The organism is Acidovorax sp. GW101-3H11 (assembly GCF_001633105.1).
In the GTDB taxonomy this organism is placed as follows: Bacteria; Pseudomonadota; Gammaproteobacteria; order Burkholderiales; family Burkholderiaceae_C; genus Acidovorax.
This window is the reverse complement of record NZ_LUKZ01000038.1, coordinates 19276-38256: the sequence shown is the minus strand read 5'-3', so window position 1 is coordinate 38256 and position 18981 is coordinate 19276. Positions and strand designations below refer to the sequence as shown.

Here is an 18981-nt window from a genome sequence, read left to right as displayed (position 1 = left end):
GTGCAACACGCTCCACAGCCCAGGGCGCGGCCAGCCCCAATGCCTGGCAGAACAACGCTTCTTGCATGGGGAGGGCTCCTGTTCGGGGGGTGTCAATGGGTTTATTTGTACTGTAGTGTTCCACCCGAAACGGAAGAGAGCCCAAAAAAGCTCAAAAAAAACCGTGCACTTGGCTCACCCGCACCGTATGACGCGGGCGCGGCCCCACGCCAGCGCCACCGTGGAACCGACTCTGCCGGGCCACAGGTGGTCGTCCCCCTGGGGGGCTGAGAGGCCGCAGCTCCCAGCCTGCCTGCGCAGGCTTGGACGGCATCGAAGAGCTGCCGCCCCTGGCGGCGGCGCCGAGCGGGTTGCGGCTCAGGGGGGTCAATCGACCTTCGCGCCCGACGCCTTCACCACCTGCTGGTACTTGGCGCGCTCGGCGGCCATGAAGCTGTCGAACTGCTGCGGCGTGGTGGCGACGGGTTCGGCCATCAGGGCGCCAAAGCGGGTCTTGGTTTCGGGCGCGTTCAGCGCCGCCACAAAGGCCTTGTTCAGCTTGTCGATGACGGGCTTGGGCGTGGCCGCCGGGGCCACCAGGCCCCACCAGGTGTCGATGGAAAAACCCTTGAAAGTCGCGGACAGCGGCGGCACGCCCGGCAGCGAGGCCGAGGCGTCGAGCGAGGTCACGGCCAGGGCCTTGAGCTTGCCCGCGCGGATGTTGGGTGCGGCGGCGGCCAGGTTGTCGATGTTGAAGTCCACCTCGCCCGCCAGCAGCGCCAGCTGGGCCGGGTTGGCGCCCCGGTAGGGGATGTGCAGCGCAAAGATGCCCGCGCGCTGCTTGAACATTTCGCCCGCCAGATGGCCTGCGCTGCCGTTGCCGCCGCTGCCGTAGTTGAGCTTGGCGGGGTTGGCCTTGGCGTAGGCGATCAGGTCGGCCACCGAGTGGATCTTGAGCTGCTCGGCCTTGGCGGCGTTCATGACCAGCACGTTGGGCACGCGCACCATCTGCGTGATGCCGGCAAAGTCCTTGCCCGCGTCATACGGCATGCGCGCATACAGCCAGGGGTTGACCGCGTGGGTGGCCGTGGCGGCGATGCCGATGGTCAGGCCGTCCGGTGCGGCCTTGGCAATCGCGTCGGCGCCGATGTTGCCGCCCGCGCCGCCCTTGTTGTCGATGATCACCGTGCCCAGCGAGTCGCGCACGCGCTCGGCCAGTGCACGGGCCGTCACGTCGATGGGGCCGCCAGGGGCATACGGGACGATCAGGCGGATGGGCTGGCCTGTGTCCTGCGCCCAGGCGGCAAAGGACGAGAAGACCGCTGCGGCTGCAACGGCGCTGAGGAGAAGGTGGTTTCTGCGGTTCATGGATGCATTGTGCAAAAAATTCGTAAGAAGGCTTACGAAAACCTGGACGGAGGGTCTGCGGCAAGCCCCAGTTCTTCCACCAGCTTGCCCAGCTCGTGCGACGAGCGGATGTCCAGCTTCAGGAAGATGGCGGAGCGGTGCGTGTCCACGGTGCGGGGGTCGATGGGGCGGTCGGGGTCGCGCTGCGCCAGGGCGCGGGCGACTTCCTTGCTGCTGATGCCGGTGGCCACCAGGCGCGCCACCTCCTGCTGGCGCGGGCTCAGCGCGTTCCAGCGCTCGCGCAGTTGCTGCAACCGTTGCGTCTGCCGTGCGTGCGCCTGCGACAGCGTCGAGGCTTTCTCGACGGCTGCCATTAAGGTGGTTTCGTTGCACGGCTTTTCCAGCCAGTCCACCGCCCCTTGCTTGACGGCTGCGACGGCGGAGGACAGCTCCCCGTGGGCCGACAGGAACACGGTCTTGAGCGCGCTGTGGCGCTGGCTAAGTTCTTGGAACACCTGCAGCCCGCTCAGGCCTTCCATGCGCAGGTCCAGCAGCACGCAGCCGGGTTGGTCCAGCGCGGCCTGGGCCAGAAAAGTCTCACCGCCGTCAAAGGCGCGCACGGTGTACCCGCGTGCCAGCAGCAGGGCGGCCAGCGATTGGCGCACGCCCTCGTCGTCGTCCACGATGTAGACCAGGGTGTCGTCGGGGGACTTGGTTGCTGGGGTAGCGGTGTCGTCGGTCATGGTGTGGTGGCAGCTTCCGGCGCAACGGCGCAAGGCAGGCGGATCTCGAAAACGGCGCCGCCGCCCTCGCGGTTGCGGGCCTGCAGCTGGCCGCCCATGCTCTCAATGATGGAGCGGCAGATGTTGAGGCCCAGGCCCAGCCCGTCGGAACGGGTGGTGAAAAAAGGCTCGAACAGGCGCTCGGCGATGCCGGGCGGCAGGCCCGGGCCCCGGTCGAGCACCTGCACCAGCGCGTGGCCGTGGTCTGCGGCCACGCGCAGCCGCAGTTCGTGCCCCTCGGGCGGTGGCTGGTGCGTCTGCATGGCCTGCAGGGCGTTCAGGCCCAGGTTGATCACCACCTGCTCCAGCAGCACGCGGTCGGCATGCACCTGCAAAGGGGCTCCGGTCTGCTCGACGCGCACCGCAATCCCCTGGCGGCGGGCCTCGGCGCGCAAGAGCAGCTCCAGTGACTGCTCCACGATGGCCGATAGGTCGCAGGGCTCGCGGCTTTCAGGGTGCTGGCGCACCCAGCGGCGGATGCGGCCCACGATGTCGGCGGCCCGCAGCGCCTGGGCCGACAGGGCTTCCAGGCTGTCGTTCAGGGGCCCGGTCTTGCCTTGGGCGGCCAGCGCACGTGCCGCTGCCGCGTAGTTGACCAGGGCCGCAAGCGGCTGGTTCAGTTCGTGCGCCAGGGTCGATGCCATCTCGCCCACGGTGATCACACGCTGCACGCGCTGCAGCTGGGCCTCGCGCTGCTGCTGCTGTTCTTCGGCGCGTTTCTGGGCTGTGATGTTCACCACCGAACTCATCCAGCCGATGTGCTGGCCGTGGCCGTCGATGAGGCGGGTGGTGTAGAACATGGTGTACACGTCCGAGCCATCGCGGTGGCGCAGGCGGTTTTCGCGGCCCTGGGGCGATGCCTTGCCAGCCAGCACGGTGTCGCTGTCGTTCCAGTGCCGGTCCAGCTCGTCGGGGTGCCAGTAGGGGTAGGGCGGCAGCTGGCCGATGAGTTCGTCGGCTCGGTAGCCCACCATGTCGCACATGGCGGCATTCACGTAGACGATGCGGCCCTCCAGGTCGCGGGCGCGCATGCCCACCAGCAGCGAGTCTTCCATGGACTGGCGGAAGGCCTGGGCCTGCTGCAGCGCATGGGTGCGCTCCTGCACGCGCTGCTCCAGCCCGATGCGGGCCTGGCGGTTTTCGGCCAGGCGGCGCTCGCGCAGCTGCCAATACAGTGCGCCCAGCACCAGCAGCCCTGAGGCCAGCGTGGCCAGCGCCCAGGCCTGCTGGCGCGCCACGGTCACCACCCGGCTGTCGGCCGTGACGGTGAGTGTCCAGCCCAGGTCGGGCAGCGCTTCCTCGAACGCCAGGTACCGTTTGCCATTGCCGTCCAGGTGCAGTTCGGCGCCGGGCTGGTCGCTGTGCTGGCGCAAGGCCCAGGGCACGGGGCGGGGCGTCCAGCCGGTGCCATATTGTTCGTTGTGCTGCAGCTGCTGCACGTCGGCTGCTGGCACGGGGTGGCTGGTGCGGTAGAGCCAGCTGGGCTCGGAGCCCAGGAACACGATGCCGCGCGCGTCCGTCACGAACACCGGGTCGCGCAGCTGCTCCCAGGGGTTGGCGATGGGCTCCATGCGCACTTTCACGGCCACCACACCAATCACCCGGCCGTTGTCGTGCACGGGGGCCGATACAAACAGGCCGGGTTCGCCCGTGGTCTTGCCCACGCCATAAAAGCGCCCGGTGTCGCCGCCCAGTGCATCGTGAAAGTAAGGGCGGTTGCGGTAGTTCTGGTGCACAAAGCTGTTCGGCGTGTCCCAGTTGCTTGATGCGAGGGTGAGGCCCTGCGGGTCCATCACATACAGCATGTCGGAGCCCGCGTGTTCGTTCACGGCCTGCAGGTAGGCGTTGGCGGCGTCGCGCACCTCCTGGGATGCGGGGTGGTGCAGCAGCTGGCGCACCAGCGGGTGCTGGGCGGTGGTGAAGGGCAGATAGTTGTAGCGCGTGGCCACGCCCCGCAGCGCCAGGGCCTGCACCTCGCCCGAGCGGCGCAGGTTGTCCCATTGCGCATCCCGCTCGTTCTGGGCCGCCCATTCACCGGCCGCCACCACCAGCAACGCGGCCAGACACAGCAGGGCTGCGATGAACCCAGCGCCCCGGCGTAGCCGGGGCAAGCGGTGTGATGGGCGCGGGGCACCGGCCTCGGCAGAGTCGGCGGGTGCCACGCGCGGGTCCACGGTCAGCCGCCGTGTTTGTCGGCTTCGGAGGTGAAGGAGTCGGCGAAGAACTCTTCGGGCGGCAAGCCGCGCTGCGCGCTGTAGGCCGCGCGGGCCGAATCGACCACGATGGGTGCGCCGCAGGCATAGACCTGGTGGCCCGAGAGGTCGGCAAAATCATCCAGCACGGCCTGGTGCACAAAGCCCGTGCGACCGTTCCAGCCGTCTTCGGGCAGGGCGTTGGAGACGACGGGGATGTAGCGCAGCCAGGGCAGCTCGGCCGCGCGGGCCTGCACCCAGTCGTGCATGTAGAGGTCTTCGGGGCGGCGGCCGCCCCAGTACAGCGCGGTGGGGCGGGTGATGCCCTTGAACTGCAGGTGCTCGATCAGCGCCTTGATGGGCGCAAAGCCCGTGCCCGAGGCCAGCAGCACGATGGGCTTGTCCGAGTCCTCGCGCAGGAAGAAGCTGCCGAACGGGCCTTCCACGCGCAGGATTTCCTTTTCCTTCATCGCGCCGAACACATGGTCGGTGAACTTGCCGCCGGGCATGTGGCGGATGTGCAGTTCCACCCCGGGCGCCTCGGTCTGGGTGTGGGGGGCGTTGGCCATCGAATACGCGCGGCGGGCGCCGTCGCGCAGGATGAACTCGATGTACTGGCCCGCGTGGTAGCGGAAGGTGTCGGCGGCGGGCAGCTGCAGGCGCACCTGCATCACGTCCGGCGACTTTTTCGTGAGCGTGGACACGCGCACCGGCATCTTCTTGATGGGGTAGGCGCTTTCGTCGGTGACCTGGCGCGATTCGAGCACCACGTCCGACAGCGGCTCGGCGCAGCAGGTCAGCACCAGGCCTGCGGCCTCTTCGTCGGCGCTGAGCGCCTTGGGCTGGTGCTCGCCGTGGCGCACCGTGCCGCTGATCTTCTTGCACTTGCACGAGCCGCAGGCGCCGTCCTTGCAGCCATAGGGCAGGCCCACGCCGTTCTGGATGGCGGCGCCCAGGATGGTCTGGCCTGTGCTGGCACCGAAAGCGCGGCCGCTGGGCTGCACTGTGATCTGGAAAACGGTCTCGGTGCTGGTCATGGAGTGGGTATCCTCGGATGCTCTTGTAGTCAACAAACGGCCCCGATTTTGCCCTTAGAGCGTGTTCATAGTTTGTTCATAGTGCCCGTTGCCCCACAAAGGCTGTGGCTGCAAGGCGCAAACCGCAGCCGGGCTGGTGGCCCGGCGAGGATTTGCAACGCCGCAGACGCTGCCTTTGCGGGGCAACCCTTCGGGCAAGGTCGCAAACAGCCACGCTCGTTGTTGCCCGCCTTGCCCATGCCACCAGCATGGGCTGCGGAGGGTGCCTAGATCGTGGCTGTTTGCGACCTTGCGGACACTATGAACAAACTATGAACACGCTCTCAAACCCCCTCGGCGCCCTGCCAGCGCGCTTTCGCCGTGAACGCCTGCTGATCGTGGGCTGTGGTGACGTGGGTCAACGTGTGGTGCGTGACCTGAGCACCGGCCCGGGTGCGGGGCGCCTGCAGGTGCTGGCGCTCACCTCCAGCCCGGCCCGCGTGGCGGGGCTGCGCCAGCTGGGCGCGCGGCCGCTGCTGGGCAATCTGGACGATGCCGCCACCGTGCGGCGCCTGTCGGGCGTGGCCACGCGGGTGCTGCACCTGGCCCCGCCGCCCGGTGAAGGCGCAGGCGGCGCTGCCTGGTGGGCCGACCCGCGCACCGTGGCGCTGGCCCGGGTGCTGCGGCTGCGCAGCCTGCCGGTGTCGCTGGCCTATGCCTCGACCAGCGGGGTGTATGGCGACTGCCAGGGTGCCCTGGTGCCCGAGACGCGGCCCCTGGCCCCCGCCACGCCCCGTGCGCAGCGCCGGGTGAATGCCGAGCGCGCCGTGCGCCATCTGGGCCGTGCCGGGGTGCGCGCCAGCGTGCTGCGCATTCCGGGCATCTACGCCCCCGACCGCGAGGGCGGCACGCCCGAGGCCCGCCTGCGACGCGGAACGCCGGTGCTGGTGCCCGAGGACGATGTGTTCACCAACCACATCCACGCCGACGACCTGGCGCGCGCCTGCGTGGCCGCGCTGTGGAAAGGGCAGCCGCAGCGCGCCTACAACGTGAGCGATGCGAGCCACATGAAGATGGGCGACTACTTCGACCTGGCGGCCGACCTGTACGGCCTGCCGCGCCCCCCCCGGGTGCCGCGCAGCACGGCGCAAGAGCAGTTGTCGTTGATGCTGCTGAGCTTCATGGGCGAATCGCGCCGACTGGACAACCGGCGCATGTTGCAGGAGCTGGGGCTGCGGCTGCGCTACCCCAGTGTGGCGCAGGGGCTGCAGGGCTTGCATGGCGCAAACCTATCGGCAGGCGCTCAGCGCGGGTAGACGTTGCCCTGGCTGTCGTAGCAGCGGAACACGTTGCACTGCGTGAATTTTTTCGGCTCCGGGGCCGGAGTGGGCTGGGGCGTGGGGCGCACCGGGTGGCGGGGCGGCACCACCACCACGACCGGCGCGGGGGTGGTCTGGTGATGGGAGTTGAGATAAAGGAAGAGTGAGAGGCGCGATAAATGGGAAGAAACGGGAAGACCTGGGGCAAAACGGGCCGACGGTTCTGCAAATCTCTTTCCCGACACGAAAACATAGAGCAGAAGAAAAAATGGCGCCACTTGGGCGCCGTTTTTTTTGCTCGTTGGGCCGATCAATCAGTGATTGCCATGCTCCCACCTACGAACTCAGCATCCGGGGCCATGATACCGCCCGCGTACACGGCTCGCGGGTTGTGCAAGGAGGCTCGCAACACATAGCCCTCCAGTTCCCAGAGCTTGGCCCGGGCAGCCGCGATGGCATTGTCCGCCGCGATTCCGATGCCGATGTGGGCCTTGAAGTTCTCCGGGCTGATACAGCCCGAGTAGCCAGTGGCCACCACGTAGCCATCGGGCAAAGCAGCCACCGCCATTGTGGATGTCGTGCCAGGGAAATGGTGGGTTTTGATCACCAGGTCGGCAACCAATGAGTCGATGTGCTCCTTCGTGACGCGTGGAGCCACATCGGCGCCGCTCGCGCGAATTTGCCGTTCAATGGCCTCGTCCGAGTCCAGCGGGGGCTCCTGGGTGACGTCGAGGAAGGCCACTTTGCTGTCCACCAGCGCCTCTACCCCTTCGAACAGCGCCGAGGCCATGCAAGCTGCGCGGGTCAGCTCGGGCGACGTGCCACAGGCCTGAATGGTGAAAACCAGTTGCTGAATCTGATGAAGGACCGGGTGCTTGTAGCGATCAGGCATGAAAACTCCGTAAATTGACAGGTCAAGCCGCCTGTCGTCGGCGTTATCGGTAGGTCAGACGCTTGGACTTGGGCGGATGCCCAAAGTGGTAGCCGCCACAAAAGCTGCAGTGGTATGCCTGCATGTAGCCCTGGTAGCCTTTGCGGCGGTGCAACCCCGAGATGGCGGCCTGAGCCTCGGCGGCGTTGGTGTAGCGGTGCTTGCCCTTGCAGGCCTTGCGGCGGATATGGCGTTTGCTGCTCATGACCTCACCGCATCAGGTCATCCAGCCATATCCCCACGATGTCCAGCAGGGCCGCCTCATCCCCGGCGCCCAGCTCGCCCGTGTCGGGGTCGGCAAACAGCATTCCGCGCCGAGGCATCTTCCAGGTGCCCCATTCGTGGAATGCGGCCTTGGGGTCACCAAAGCCCACGCGCACGCTGGTGCCGTCTGCAGAGTGGGTCAGACTGGCGAGCAGGTCGCCGTGGCGATCCAAAAGGCGGCCATTGCCGTCGTCGGGATAGTTCTCGCGCGTCCAAGGGGCCCATGCTTCCCAGGCTTGGCCAGTGGGATCAGTCTCGGTCTCGAATCGGGCACTGATCCGGGTCTCCAGCTCCATGCCGATGCTGTCCATCACCGGCTTCATGTCCGCCATGCCTTGCCGCAGGCGGTCAAAATAGCTCTGCAAGGTCTGCGAATTGGCCTGAATGCTCAAACTGATCATGTGCGACCTCGGTTTGACAGCGCCAAAGGCGCGGCGCTATCATCGGAGCGCTCACCAACGTTTCGGACGTTTAAGCCATAGGACCGCGCAGGCGGGTGCATTTGGCAGGTGGGCTTTTTCATTTCCGCACCGGCCTTTTGAACATGGTGAAAGGCACGATGTGCTTGCGGCGCACGCGAGCCGCCAGGTGGTAGACGATGCCGCCCAGAATCACCTCTCCCTCCAGCACCTTGCTCCCGTCCTTGGCGATAGGCGGGTCACCCAACGCCAGTTGAGCGCGGTTGAACAGGTCCCGGAATCGCGCCAGATCCTCGGCGGTCACCGGAATCTGTCCGCGCAGCGCCTCACTGGGCTTTCCATGGGACTTCAGCGTGTGCAACACACCGTCATGTTCCAACGCCACCAGGCGCCCGCTCAGATCCACGCCCAGCGCCTGGGCCCGCTGGGTCGCCATCGATGAGACCGTGCCGAGCACCTGAAGTGGCTGCTTGGCCTGTGGTGCCGCAGCCGACCGCTTCACAAACTCGACGGCGTCCGTGGCTTGCGCTGGCGTGTGCCACTGCGCCATGCCCTTGTCTCGCGCCGTCCGCGCCAGGTCGGGTGCAGCCTTGGTCAACCGGTTTGCCACAACCTCCTCCAGTGAGGCCGCCCGAGCGCTTGCTGCCCCCACGTTGTAGCCAAAGCCCGGGTCGATACCTATCGGCACCAGCTTGATCTCCCCCGTGCGCTTGTCCAGCCACTCGCGCATCGGCACTTCAGGCGCCACCTTGATCATGGGCTCACCCGTGGGCGTGGTGCCCTGGTCATACTCCCGCTGGCTGACGGCCACCACGCGACAGCGGCAGCGCCAGCCATTCGGCGGCAGATGGGTCAGCCAGAACGGATCGCTTACCGGAAGGGTCACCCCATTCCATGCCCGGTGCGATGCGCGCACGCGCTCGTCGCGCTTCGTGATGTAGCGAAGGAACGGATGGGTCTTCTGGTTGCGCTCGATGCGCTCCCACTGACCCGCCGCATACGCCATGCGTGTGTTGGTGTCATAGATCAGCTTCAGCCTGGCAGGGTCGAACGTGGTCACCACTTCGCGCTTGGTTAGCGGGTCCATCACGGTTTTTTCGCCCCACCAACCGGCCTTGGACAGCAGTTCCTCGGCGTTGCGCATGAAGTCCCGGCGCGATAGGTCGCCCCCCACCGACCGGCTGATCAGATCGCGGATGTCCTGGAGCAAATCAAGCCGCGCCAGACGGCTCACCGTGAACTGCTGCGCGTGCTCGTCCTCCCACAGGTCCTGCCAGGCAAAGGTCTTGGTGAGAGGGCCGCGCCGCTGCAGGTAGGCAATGGCCTCGGCAGGCGGCAGCTTCTGCAGGTCGGCGAACTCTTGCGCGGCAGAGGCCATGATCAGGCGTTCTCCACACCCGCGACCGCGCCAGCACGTGCCGCGAAGGTCGCACGCGTCAGCGAGTCAGCCATGGCATCAGCATCCAGCTGGGCCAGTAGGCCGGGCAGGCGCTGCAGCAACTGCTCGGCGGTCTCGCCTCGCGCCACAGCTTCATCCAGCAACGCCTGCAGCTTCTGGGCCACTGGCGCCATCAGCGGTTGCCAGTCAGCCAATGCGCCATCGACAAGCTCGTCAAGTGCATCACCCTGCTGAGCTTGACCGGGCTCCGCAAAGCTGGCGGCGGCAGGTGCACGAGGAGTGCCGGGCTCAGCAACTGGTGCCCCCGTGGTCGGCATTGGAGCTGGTTCGGGCGGTGGCGGCGAAGGCACCTTCTTCTTGGACCATCCCTCGCCATACTTGGCGCGGACGGTGTTCTCGTCCAGCTCAAAACCCATGTCGTGGATGATTTTGTCGCCCTCGGCCTGCGTCTTGGTGTCCTCTTCCTCCTTGATGTTGCGGTACACATGGCAAGGCTCCAAGCCGTTGTACTCACAGATCCAGGCCACCAGCGTTTCGTTGATGGTTTCCGAGAGCAGATCGCTGTCCGCCTGCGTCAGGTCCTGGCGCACATCCTTGCGCTCCTTGCTGGCTGCGGCCAAAGCGCCACCGCCAGAGCGCGCAGGTTCCTGACCAGTCAACACCTCGCTGATCCAGTCGTCCATGTACTCGCAGAGTTGCTGCTGAGTGGTGACATTGCCCGACAGCTTGCTCTCCAGCAAGGCAATCTCCATGCCCTCCGGTGTCATCAGGTAGCCGTCGTTGGACATGGCGCGCAGCGCATCGGCCAGCGTGCCTTTTTCCTTCGGGCCAGCGTTGCGCGGATACTTTCCGTGAGGCGTGGGCGAGCCAAAGCGATCACACAGCTTGTTCCAGGCCACGATGCCCTTGCGCTTGAAGAAGACTGGCCAGAACAGCTGCAGCCCAAGGCCCGTGCCATAGGGGTTGTCATCCTCGGGGTTCACGCGGTGCACGATGAACTTGCGATCCGGTACCGGAATGCCCTTGTGCATGTTCTCGCGCGTCAGCAGGTGGAGGCGCGGCGGGCTGTTCTCGTCGTCCTGGACGTAGACAAAGCGCCGCTGGGCCCGCTTGATCACCCGAGCAGGCACCACCATGTCATCGCGAATGGTCCAGACAATCTCAGCCACCGCATAGCCCGCAAGCAGCGCCTCCTGCAGCTCACCGCACATGCGGTCAAATGCAATGCCCTTGAGGATGGCCGTCAGCGTCTCAGCGTCTTGGGTGCCCTTGGCGCTGTTCTTGTCGCGCGGCTCCGCCTGCCATGCCTTCCCCACCAGGGCAAGCTGGCGCTTTTGCAAACCTGAGAAGACCTTGCCATCACGGCGCAGGTCGCGGTACAGCTCCACGCCCCCATTGCCACGCTCCAGCAGCAGCGGGTCATTGGTGCGCAGCACCCCCATGTAGTGCTGCTCGAAAGGATCGCGCAGCCGGTTTGCAAATTCGGAGTCCAGAGCGGGCGCGGCCGGGGCTGCGGGCTTGGAGGCGCGGTCAGTCCGCAAGGCTTTAACCATGGATGAAATCTCCCAGCGGCTGGCTGCTGTCACGCGGGCCGCCGCTTTGATACTCGATAGGGGCGGATGGGCTGGAACCCGCATGCAGCGCGAGAGCTAGCGCCCAGAAGCGGTCGGCGTGCCCGTTCACCTTGGTGCTGTCGTCGCCATCCGCAACGAAGCGGATGTTTCCCGCTGCGGTGGTGGTCTTCTGGACCTTGCGCAGGTCAGCGCGGATCTTTGGGTCTTCAGGGATGCGGACCATGCGGTCCTCCATGGCGCCGCGCAGCGGGTAGGCCAGGGCTTCCTTCACGGGACCGGAGAAGTTCACGCCTTCCACGCGGTGCGGACCAAACTTGTCCTGGGCGTCGTCGGCCCAACCAATACCCAGGCCGGTGGAGTCAATGCAAACGCGGTCGCAGATCTCGAACCAGGGCCACAAGATGGCTTCCTGGGCGCTCTTGCGCATCTTCTCCATCACCTCGACGTGGCGTGTGTAGAACACATCGCCCAGCTGCTCGACCACCCACAGCACCGTCAAATCCTTCTTGCGTCCAATATCCACGCCCGCGAACAGTCGGCCCTGGAAAGGGCCCTGCAGCCCGCGCTTCCAGTCGGTGCCGCCCGAGTACTCGCAAGCCGTGATCAGGCCGTACTCCAGAAACTTGGCATCATCGTCGGCCGGGATGCACATGTACTCCTGGTCGAACGACTCTTCGTCGGCTGCACCAGATTTCACGAAGTCGAAGTACTCGGCCTCATCCATGGCCTGCTGCTCTGCATCCGCTGGCAGGGCTTGCTGCAGCTTGAAGAGAAAGCCCTGTTCCAAGGCATCCTGCAGGGTGACCCGGTGAAGGCTGATCTTCTTGGGATTGCCCCCGTGCCGAGCTTCGCGCACGAGCTGGTTGAAGAAGCTGTGGGAGCCGCGATGTGTGCTTACCAGCTCCATGTTGCCGCCCCAGGTGATACCTGGGTAAGCAATAGCCCACATCTTGCGCTGGTCGCGGTGCAGCGCAAACTCGTCCAGCACGCGGCTGCCACGCTTACCCGCCTGAGCGTCTGGATTGCTGCTCATGCTATGGATGCGCCGCCCGCTGGCGAACTGAAGCACGTAGGCGCTCAGCTTCTTGTCTGCGTCCAGCACCACCTCGCCCAGGTCCTTGGCGGCCATGCCCATGATGCCCGCCCACAGCTTGCAGTCTTCGATGAAGAGGCGTGCCTGTATGTCATCGCGGCTGCTCACCCATTCGTCAAAGCGAGCGCCCTGGGCGGCGGCACGCTCATCGGCCCCGTAGGCGGTAGACCAGCTGATGCCGATCTGCCGCGACTTCTCCATCAGCTTGAGGCGAGATTCGTCCTTGATCCAGGCGCTCTGAAAAGCCAAAAAGATCGCATTGCGATCCGAAGGAATGCATTTGGCGCGGCCCTTGAGCTTTTCCATCAGACGATCCCCAACGCCTCACGGATCGCCGCCTTGGTGTCAGCTGTAACGCCGCCCTTGTTGGGCATGGCTTCCAGCTTGGCGCGCTGCTCTTCCATAAGCTCTCGGCGGGCCTCTTCCTTGGCTGCAGCGCGAGCCTCCATGCTGAAGCGCTTGTGCGTCACGCTGGCCTTGCCGATCTCAGCCGCGTTCTTGAACAGCTTGTTCACGTCCACGCTATCGGCGTCAATGTCCATGTCCATCAGGAGCGTGAAAATCTTCTCCTGCGTGAGCCGGACCACCGCCGAACCAAGCTTGTCCTCGTCGTCAGGCGCAGCGTCCACCAACGCGCGTGCCTGTTCGCTGGCCATCTTGAGCTGAGCCATGCGCCGCTCAAAGGGCGAGCCGTAGCGCTGCAGGGCCGATTTGGAAACATCGGCACCGCGCACCTTCAGATCGGCGGCGAGCTGCACATAGTCTCCAAACCCGCGCTTCACCAGTTCGGCATCCAGCCATTCCTTCAGCTCGGGCGGCAGCGAGTGCACTTTGCTACGTGGGGCCATAGATCACCCCTGCGTAATGCGCGGGCGCGCAATGCCCGGCTGAGCGTCGATCGTGTATTCCACGAACTCGATCCCCGTGCGGGTCAGGTCCACAAACCAGCGGTCCAGCGGATCACGGTCGATGCGCACCGTTTCGCGTGCTTCCAGGTAGTCCAGCTCACGGCGGATTTCTTGATGGGTGGCATCCGGGTAGACCGACTGGATGATGGGCAGCAGCGCCTCGGTGTAGATGCCAACGGGGCGGGACAGGTCAATCGCGGACAGCAGGTGCCAGCGGATGGCCTCACGGCGAGCCTTGAGCGCGGCGGCAGAATAGTTGAGGGTCATTGCATGTTCCCGTTGCGGTTGTCGATGGCGCGCTCTACACGCAAGGCAAAGTTGTCGATGCGGGTATTGATCGTCCCCAGGGCGTGCACGAAGTCATCGCGACGCACGTAGTCGCGGGGTAGCTCGGCCTGAAAGCGGAGGAAAGAGATTTCGAGCTGGCGTGTCGATTCGGCCTCGCTCTTCAGGTCCTCTCCCATCTTTGCGATGGTCGATGCCAGGTCGGCGAACTTCTCGTTGATCCGGCGCTCCTGCTGCATGCCGATGTATCTCAGCAGGGCCCACAAGATGCCCAAGAAAGTCCCCGCAATCGAGATGACGGCGACAACGGTAGAGAGGTCAAAATTCATCAGTTTTTGCGCATTGCGCCTCGGTTGTTTTGCTGGCCCGCCTTCTTCTCCAGGCGCGTTCTGCACGTCACACACAACTGGCAGCCGGGCACTGCAATGCGCCGCTCTTTCGGTATGTCTTGGCCGCAGTCCGAACAAGAGGCCGCTGAATCAGCGGCCGTTTTTCCCTTGAGCCCTGCGCGCAGCTCCTGATCGCGCAGCGCGTCGGCCAGCAATTCAGCTTCACGCTCGCTGGCGCGGTCCACGTCATCCATCACTGCTGCCGCTCCCCGTCAAGCCAGTTCAAGAGGCCGAGGTAGCGCCCCGCGCACAGGCCGTAGAGGTCGTACATGGCCTTCAGCTCCTGTGCCACTGGGTCCACCTCACCGCTCTCGGGCGGTGCTGGCGGGGGCTGCGGGCAGCGCGCCGTGTATTCCGCTGGCAGCGGCTTCTGCAGCCCGGTCCCGGGCTTCGGAGAGGTTCCGCATGACGCGAGCAGGAAACACGCAGCCAACGCGGCTGTCAGCAGTGGTCGTGAGCGCATCGCTCATCTCCTTGGATGTGGTGTCATTGACCTTCTCGCGCGCAGCCACCGCCAGGCGTAGGTTGCGGCTGGCAATGCCAGACTGTTTGACCAGGTCGGCGTGTTCGGCCACCTGGTCGGTGAGGGTTTTGAGGGCAGCGCCGTCCTGGCGGCCTTTCTCCAGGGCCTTGCCTTGGTCCAGGCCGTAGCCGTATCCACCGATACCGGCCGCAATGGCGACCAGCAGGCCGCCAACTGCAACTGTTGCTGCGCTGCTCATAGGCCAGGCCCCCACTGCAGGTAGCGTGGCTGGATCACCACAAGAATGCGGTGGGGGTAGCCCAGGTTTTCTTTGCAATGCACGGCAGCGCGGCGGGCTTTGCCGCAAGCCGCATCGACCTGGGCCCGCGAAGGCTGAGCCAGCCCGGTACTGGCGGCCTCCTGTTGCCAATGGCCAAGCCCGCCGTTGTAAGAGCGCAGCGCAACCCACATGCGGTCGTGCGGCGAATAGCGAGCTGGTGCACGGTCGTACAGCCAGCGGTCATAGGTGACCAGGGCGCGAAAGGACCACGCCGGGTTGAAGGGCTGCTGCGATGCCAGGTCAGGGTGCAACCCAGCAATCCACTTGGTGGTCGCGGGCATGAACTGGGCCAAGCCCTGCGCCCCCACATGCGATACAGCATCGGCGCGCCACGCGCTTTCCTGGTGAACCTGGGCGGCAAACACAGCCACCGGGGCATCCATGCCCCAGGATGCGTGAGCGGTGCGAACCAGAAGCGCGCGGTACTGCTGTGCGCCCTGCGGCACCTGGGCCTGCGCGCAGCTTGCGGCAACGGCGACGGCCACGACCGCCAACCAGGCCAGCGCGGGAATTCGTGAACACCAACGCATCACAGCCCCGCAGCCACACCCAGCACCACGCAGCCCACCACAATGGCCCGCCGCAGCTGCGCCACGCAATAGGCGGCCATGTACTCGGCATTGGCTATGGGGTAGTCCACACCCCCCTCGGGCTCTTCGGTGCCCTTGCGCCAGTCGCGCCAGAGGAAGGAATCAGGCCGTGCGTAGGGGAACAGCGCGCGGTCGAGCCAATAGCCGATCACGGCGGCCAGCGCAATAAGCGCGGCCTTGTAGAGCACCACCGGTAGCTGCACCGGCGATACCACTGCGATCACCGCCAGAAGCAGCGCCGCAAGCACGATGAAAAGGCTGCTGCGCGGGGCACGCAGCCAGATAGGGATGTGGTCTTTGAGCGTCATGCACGGCAGGATGCCGTGCACGCTTGATCGGGACTAAATGGAGCGCGCCATTGTTACTGCCAATCCTTGCAACATCCCATCTTCAAACGTTGCAAGGACAGACTACAGGTGCTGAATTCAACCGTTTTTATTTTCAGGCTGACTCATCCGCTCAAAGAGATTGAGCAAGACCTCTGCAACACGAGCGACTGCGAAAGCAGCGTAAATGGTGCTCGCAACAAGGAACGTAGACCATGGCTGTGATACTGCTGACCCATCACCCGGCAGAAAGAAGAACAGGAGCACACAGGCTCCGGCCAGCGCTAGGCAACCCAATATTGCCGAACGAAGATATCTGTGCACCCCGGGCATGTGGCCGCCTTCTTGCAACTGCCTGCCTGTTTGGGTGCTCCCAATTGGGAGGAGGATTGAAAGGGCGGTTGTCAGGAAGCCCGCACAGATTGCGGCGGCAGACAACAACGCGCCAAGTAATTCTTTCGAGTAGGCATTTGGAATGTCCAGCCCCGCGTACCACCATGCCCCGGCGCCGCCTGCCGCTGAAAGCAGCGGCCCCCATTGCTCAATTTTCAGGCGCAAAGACATAGTGAAAGATTCAAATCCAGCCTAGAAGTGCCCTGTCGAGCATATCCCAGCGCGAATTGATCGTGTAACGGTGATCAACAACTTTGAGTTCGTTGGCCCCAAATCGACGCTTAATTTTGTGTTCAAGCAGATTGATGACCTGGTCCTTTTTACCTGTCGTTGGATCTTCGCCTTTGACCCTCAGTACCGATACATCGTCGTTTTGAGCACGCAGCTTGTTGATCATGGACTTGACCGACTGGCTGCTGAGAAAGTTCAGCTTTTTCTTGCCGGTATTGGCACCCAATGTGATGGAAACACGCTGAGCGTGAGCAGGCTTTGTTGCAAGCGCAAGGGCTGTGCCAACAGTACTCTGCGATGCTTCCAAGGCATCGACAGTAGCCGTGATTTCAACTGAAGTGATGTTCTTCAAGCCGCCTAGTCGCGCCACTACTGTTGGATCAAGTTTTGGGTTCACTGAGTATGCGAACTGTCTTGCGCTGCCTGGATCAACGGCGTTGAAGTACTCTGCCATTCGGGTGGGGCCGATTCCAGAATGGTTGTGCAGAATCAGAAGCCACTTTTTGGATGGTACGTAGAGCGCTGCAGTCTCCTCTCCAAAGTCTTCATCTATTCGCATCTGGATTCCAGAAACCGGCACCGCGTTCCCGAGTTTTCCTGGTCCGACCTCGCGCTTCTTGACGAAGTCCAAGTGATAGACCGCTGGCATGTTCGGATACAGACCGGCAGGTATCTTCAGAACCTGTTCCAAACGAAGGTCGCCACGCCACCGTTGATCCAAAGTCAGCTGATTGAACTCGTCCAAGGTATCACTGAGCTTCTGACACGTCTGGGGTGTCCAGTCAACGTCAAAAAGATTTACGGTGACCATCTTTGCCATTCTTACTTCCTCTCCAGTGGTTTTAGTCGTAGGGGATAGGGCACATTGGTGCTGGGCGGCAAGCCTTCAGTTCACACCCCACTCAAGCCGCTTCGCTTGGATCTTGGTCCAGTCGGCGCTGAACTTGCCGTTGTCGAACTCGCAAGCGGCCTGCTTGGTCACGAAGCCGCCAAAACCGTTGGTGGCGTGCAGCGTCATTCGGAGCACTCGTTTGTCCTCAAACTTGGGCTCGGTGTAGTAGGCGTTTGCAGGGTCGCGAAGCAGCGGCTTGTACCAAGCCAGGCACTGATCCGCCTGAATTTCCAGCGCAGATTTCGAGGGCGTTGCAGGCTTGGGTGTCGGTTGAATCGGAGGCGCGGCAGTCTGTACTGGTGCTGGTGCTGCAGCGGTAGTTGCAGGCGCAACTGGCTGGGAGACATTGCCGCTTGCCGGGCGCACTTCGATCTTCTCACCTTTGCCAGCACAGGGGGCATCCTGGAAAACCGTCTTGCCGTCAGGCCCGATGCATTTATTCACCGCCCAGGCTGGACCCGTCACAGCCAATACGGCAACAGACAGGGCAATCAATCTCAGCATGCGTTGTCTCCAGAAAGAATCTTCTCCACTCGCATTGCAGTCGCCTGTGGAAAGATGGTTGTGAGTAGCAGCGCCCTCGTGACGCCGAGGTAAACGACACAGGTGACCAAAAGCGTGATTGGCTTCAGGAACGGTCCCGGCATTCTGTTCATGGTATCGATCAACGCGTAGATCAAAACGCTGGTCATCAGGAACGTGCCGGTCCACCCGACGGCCATATCCGTCTTGCGTGCGCTGGGCTTCAGCCTCTTCGCGGCCTCAGACCACACAAGGGAGCCGAATCGCCAAGCGCGGGACAACTCTTTCCCGGTGAACCCGTGCTCCAACATGAGCAATTCAAACTGCTCGCGAGCTTCGCGTCGGCAATCGATACCCGTGTGCTTGAGGAAAAGTGCTTGCAGTTCCGACTCGGGGCGAGCGTGTCCGACATGAATGTTGTTGACAACGTCACGCCCCGCCACATCACCGGTCACTGTTCCGGTGAACACCTGATCACGAGCGCTCACCGCTTACCCCCACCTTTCACGATGTCTCGCCCCGCAATGTCGCCTGTTGGGGCCTTGTTGAAGATCTGTTGAGAGCCTTCGAACCGCGTTGATGCTGCCCCAATAAGCGCTCCGAGAGCTGCTTTCCGAATCTCTGCAGACGCAGACTGGAAGTAGCTCAACAGCGTTTTCTCCTCCGCTGTAAGCACTAGAGGCGGGGGGCCTTCGCGCTCTCCCGTGAGCACATACCGGACGTCAACGCCTTGCATAGCAATGGCCGACAAGTACGCGGCGCTCGGTGAAGCCAGCCCCTTTTCGTACTTCGCCTGGGACTGCCGAGTCGCGCCGGGTACGCCAGCGGCCGCAGCGATCTCAGCGAAGTCGCTCTGAGTCTTACCCATCGCTTCGCGCTCTTCCTTCAGGCGCTCACCGATGGAAATAAATATTTCCATAAACAGATTGCCAAATGGAAACAATTGGCTCCATAATTCAACACAACAACAAACAAACAAATGCAGCAGCGCCAACTGATGCACAACAAATAGGACGCCAACCACCATGGTCAAAACCCGCGCAGAAGTCCGCGAGGAGTTCGCCCGCAAAGGCTGGTCCATCTCGGGCTGGGCCAAGCAAAACGGCTACAGCCCAAACATGGCCATCGCCATCTTGGCCGACAACGAGGTCAACCCGCGCCTCAAGTGCCTGCGCGGCGATGCCCACAACATTGCGGTGCAGCTCGGCCTCAAAGAGGGCGAGATCTCCCGCGCCGTTGGCGTCCGCCAGCTTGCCGCAGCGTGAGGTCCAAAGTGGTGCGTTCTACACCCAATGTAACAAATCGCCGAGACCTTTTTGGCTTCGAC

Annotated in this window: 25 protein-coding genes; 2 read left to right on the top strand and 23 right to left on the bottom strand. The window is 64.0% G+C overall.

What is annotated here, in order from left to right; genetic code table 11:
• Positions 1–366 precede the first annotated feature (366 nt).
• Genes A1D30_RS24450 through A1D30_RS24435 form a run of 4 tightly spaced genes read right to left on the bottom strand, consistent with a single transcriptional unit; the run spans position 367 to position 5337 of the window.
• The gene (locus A1D30_RS24450; RefSeq protein WP_063463328.1) at positions 367–1347 is read right to left on the bottom strand and encodes a tripartite tricarboxylate transporter substrate binding protein; all 981 of its coding nucleotides are present in this window, start codon (positions 1345–1347) and stop codon (positions 367–369) included.
• Positions 1348–1379: 32 nt separating this feature from the next.
• On the bottom strand, positions 1380–2069 hold the full coding sequence (locus A1D30_RS24445) for a response regulator (protein ID WP_063463327.1): 690 nt from the start codon (positions 2067–2069) through the stop codon (positions 1380–1382).
• Positions 2066–4282, bottom strand: coding sequence for an ATP-binding protein (locus tag A1D30_RS24440; protein ID WP_242422033.1), 2217 nt, complete (start codon positions 4280–4282; stop codon positions 2066–2068). The genes A1D30_RS24445 and A1D30_RS24440 overlap by 4 nt, the downstream gene beginning before the upstream one ends.
• 2 nt (positions 4283–4284) lie before the next feature.
• A complete protein-coding gene (locus tag A1D30_RS24435) occupies positions 4285–5337 on the bottom strand; it encodes a CDP-6-deoxy-delta-3,4-glucoseen reductase (RefSeq protein ID WP_063463326.1) in 1053 nt (350 codons plus the stop codon).
• Between the two features lie 311 nt (positions 5338–5648).
• Between A1D30_RS24435 and A1D30_RS24430 the strand changes: the two genes are divergently transcribed.
• Positions 5649–6632 (top strand): SDR family oxidoreductase, encoded by a 984-nt coding sequence (locus A1D30_RS24430; protein ID WP_063463325.1) that lies wholly within the window; start codon positions 5649–5651, stop codon positions 6630–6632.
• Here A1D30_RS24430 and A1D30_RS26785 read toward each other — a convergent pair.
• From A1D30_RS26785 to A1D30_RS24350, 19 genes are all read right to left on the bottom strand, one after another.
• A complete protein-coding gene (locus A1D30_RS26785) occupies positions 6620–6949 on the bottom strand; it encodes a hypothetical protein (protein WP_347336250.1) in 330 nt (109 codons plus the stop codon). The two genes, A1D30_RS24430 and A1D30_RS26785, sit on opposite strands and share 13 nt — an antisense overlap.
• Positions 6946–7527 (bottom strand): Gp49 family protein, encoded by a 582-nt coding sequence (locus tag A1D30_RS24425; RefSeq protein WP_063463324.1) that lies wholly within the window; start codon positions 7525–7527, stop codon positions 6946–6948. Before A1D30_RS24425 ends, A1D30_RS26785 begins: the two co-directional genes overlap by 4 nt.
• A 43-nt stretch (positions 7528–7570) precedes the next feature.
• Positions 7571–7771, bottom strand: coding sequence for a hypothetical protein (locus tag A1D30_RS24420; protein ID WP_063463323.1), 201 nt, complete (start codon positions 7769–7771; stop codon positions 7571–7573).
• Between the two features lie 4 nt (positions 7772–7775).
• On the bottom strand, positions 7776–8231 hold the full coding sequence (locus A1D30_RS24415) for a phage virion morphogenesis protein (RefSeq protein WP_082836619.1): 456 nt from the start codon (positions 8229–8231) through the stop codon (positions 7776–7778).
• 118 nt (positions 8232–8349) lie between these two features.
• Complete coding sequence (locus tag A1D30_RS24410) at positions 8350–9627, bottom strand: phage minor head protein (protein WP_063463322.1); 1278 nt, start codon at positions 9625–9627, stop codon at positions 8350–8352.
• 2 nt (positions 9628–9629) lie between these two features.
• Positions 9630–11201 (bottom strand): DUF935 family protein, encoded by a 1572-nt coding sequence (locus A1D30_RS24405; RefSeq protein ID WP_082836618.1) that lies wholly within the window; start codon positions 11199–11201, stop codon positions 9630–9632.
• Positions 11194–12621, bottom strand: a complete 1428-nt coding sequence (locus A1D30_RS24400; protein WP_063463321.1) for a terminase family protein — start codon at positions 12619–12621, stop codon at positions 11194–11196. Before A1D30_RS24400 ends, A1D30_RS24405 begins: the two co-directional genes overlap by 8 nt.
• Complete coding sequence (locus tag A1D30_RS24395; RefSeq protein WP_063463320.1) at positions 12621–13163, bottom strand: phage protein Gp27 family protein; 543 nt, start codon at positions 13161–13163, stop codon at positions 12621–12623. Before A1D30_RS24395 ends, A1D30_RS24400 begins: the two co-directional genes overlap by 1 nt.
• A 3-nt stretch (positions 13164–13166) precedes the next feature.
• The gene (locus tag A1D30_RS24390) at positions 13167–13490 is read right to left on the bottom strand and encodes a hypothetical protein (RefSeq protein WP_063463319.1); all 324 of its coding nucleotides are present in this window, start codon (positions 13488–13490) and stop codon (positions 13167–13169) included.
• Entirely contained in the window at positions 13487–13837 is a 351-nt protein-coding gene (locus A1D30_RS24385) for a hypothetical protein (protein WP_063463318.1), read from the bottom strand. The genes A1D30_RS24390 and A1D30_RS24385 overlap by 4 nt, the downstream gene beginning before the upstream one ends.
• Positions 13837–14091: a TraR/DksA C4-type zinc finger protein gene (locus A1D30_RS24380; protein ID WP_063463317.1), complete on the bottom strand. Its 255-nt coding sequence runs from the start codon at positions 14089–14091 to the stop codon at positions 13837–13839. The genes A1D30_RS24385 and A1D30_RS24380 overlap by 1 nt, the downstream gene beginning before the upstream one ends.
• A gap of 108 nt (positions 14092–14199) precedes the next feature.
• Positions 14200–14619 (bottom strand): hypothetical protein, encoded by a 420-nt coding sequence (locus tag A1D30_RS24375; protein ID WP_063463316.1) that lies wholly within the window; start codon positions 14617–14619, stop codon positions 14200–14202.
• Entirely contained in the window at positions 14616–15185 is a 570-nt protein-coding gene (locus tag A1D30_RS24370) for a transglycosylase SLT domain-containing protein (protein ID WP_242422032.1), read from the bottom strand. The genes A1D30_RS24375 and A1D30_RS24370 overlap by 4 nt, the downstream gene beginning before the upstream one ends.
• A 44-nt stretch (positions 15186–15229) precedes the next feature.
• Positions 15230–15598 carry a putative holin gene (locus A1D30_RS24365; protein WP_063463314.1) on the bottom strand — a complete coding sequence of 123 codons (369 nt, stop codon included), beginning with the start codon at positions 15596–15598 and terminating at the stop codon, positions 15230–15232.
• A 117-nt stretch (positions 15599–15715) separates the two neighbouring features.
• Complete coding sequence (locus tag A1D30_RS25765) at positions 15716–16180, bottom strand: hypothetical protein (RefSeq protein WP_131798544.1); 465 nt, start codon at positions 16178–16180, stop codon at positions 15716–15718.
• Positions 16181–16190: 10 nt separating this feature from the next.
• Positions 16191–17060 (bottom strand): DUF6731 family protein, encoded by an 870-nt coding sequence (locus A1D30_RS24360; RefSeq protein WP_063463313.1) that lies wholly within the window; start codon positions 17058–17060, stop codon positions 16191–16193.
• 66 nt (positions 17061–17126) lie between these two features.
• Positions 17127–17636 carry a hypothetical protein gene (locus A1D30_RS26610; RefSeq protein ID WP_082836616.1) on the bottom strand — a complete coding sequence of 170 codons (510 nt, stop codon included), beginning with the start codon at positions 17634–17636 and terminating at the stop codon, positions 17127–17129.
• On the bottom strand, positions 17630–18142 hold the full coding sequence (locus A1D30_RS24355) for a hypothetical protein (RefSeq protein WP_063463312.1): 513 nt from the start codon (positions 18140–18142) through the stop codon (positions 17630–17632). Before A1D30_RS24355 ends, A1D30_RS26610 begins: the two co-directional genes overlap by 7 nt.
• Complete coding sequence (locus tag A1D30_RS24350; protein ID WP_082836615.1) at positions 18139–18681, bottom strand: helix-turn-helix transcriptional regulator; 543 nt, start codon at positions 18679–18681, stop codon at positions 18139–18141. Before A1D30_RS24350 ends, A1D30_RS24355 begins: the two co-directional genes overlap by 4 nt.
• On the opposite strand from A1D30_RS24350, the gene A1D30_RS24345 reads away from it, so the two are divergent.
• On the top strand, positions 18680–18919 hold the full coding sequence (locus tag A1D30_RS24345; RefSeq protein ID WP_063463311.1) for a hypothetical protein: 240 nt from the start codon (positions 18680–18682) through the stop codon (positions 18917–18919). The genes A1D30_RS24350 and A1D30_RS24345 overlap by 2 nt on opposite strands.
• Positions 18920–18981 lie beyond the last annotated feature (62 nt).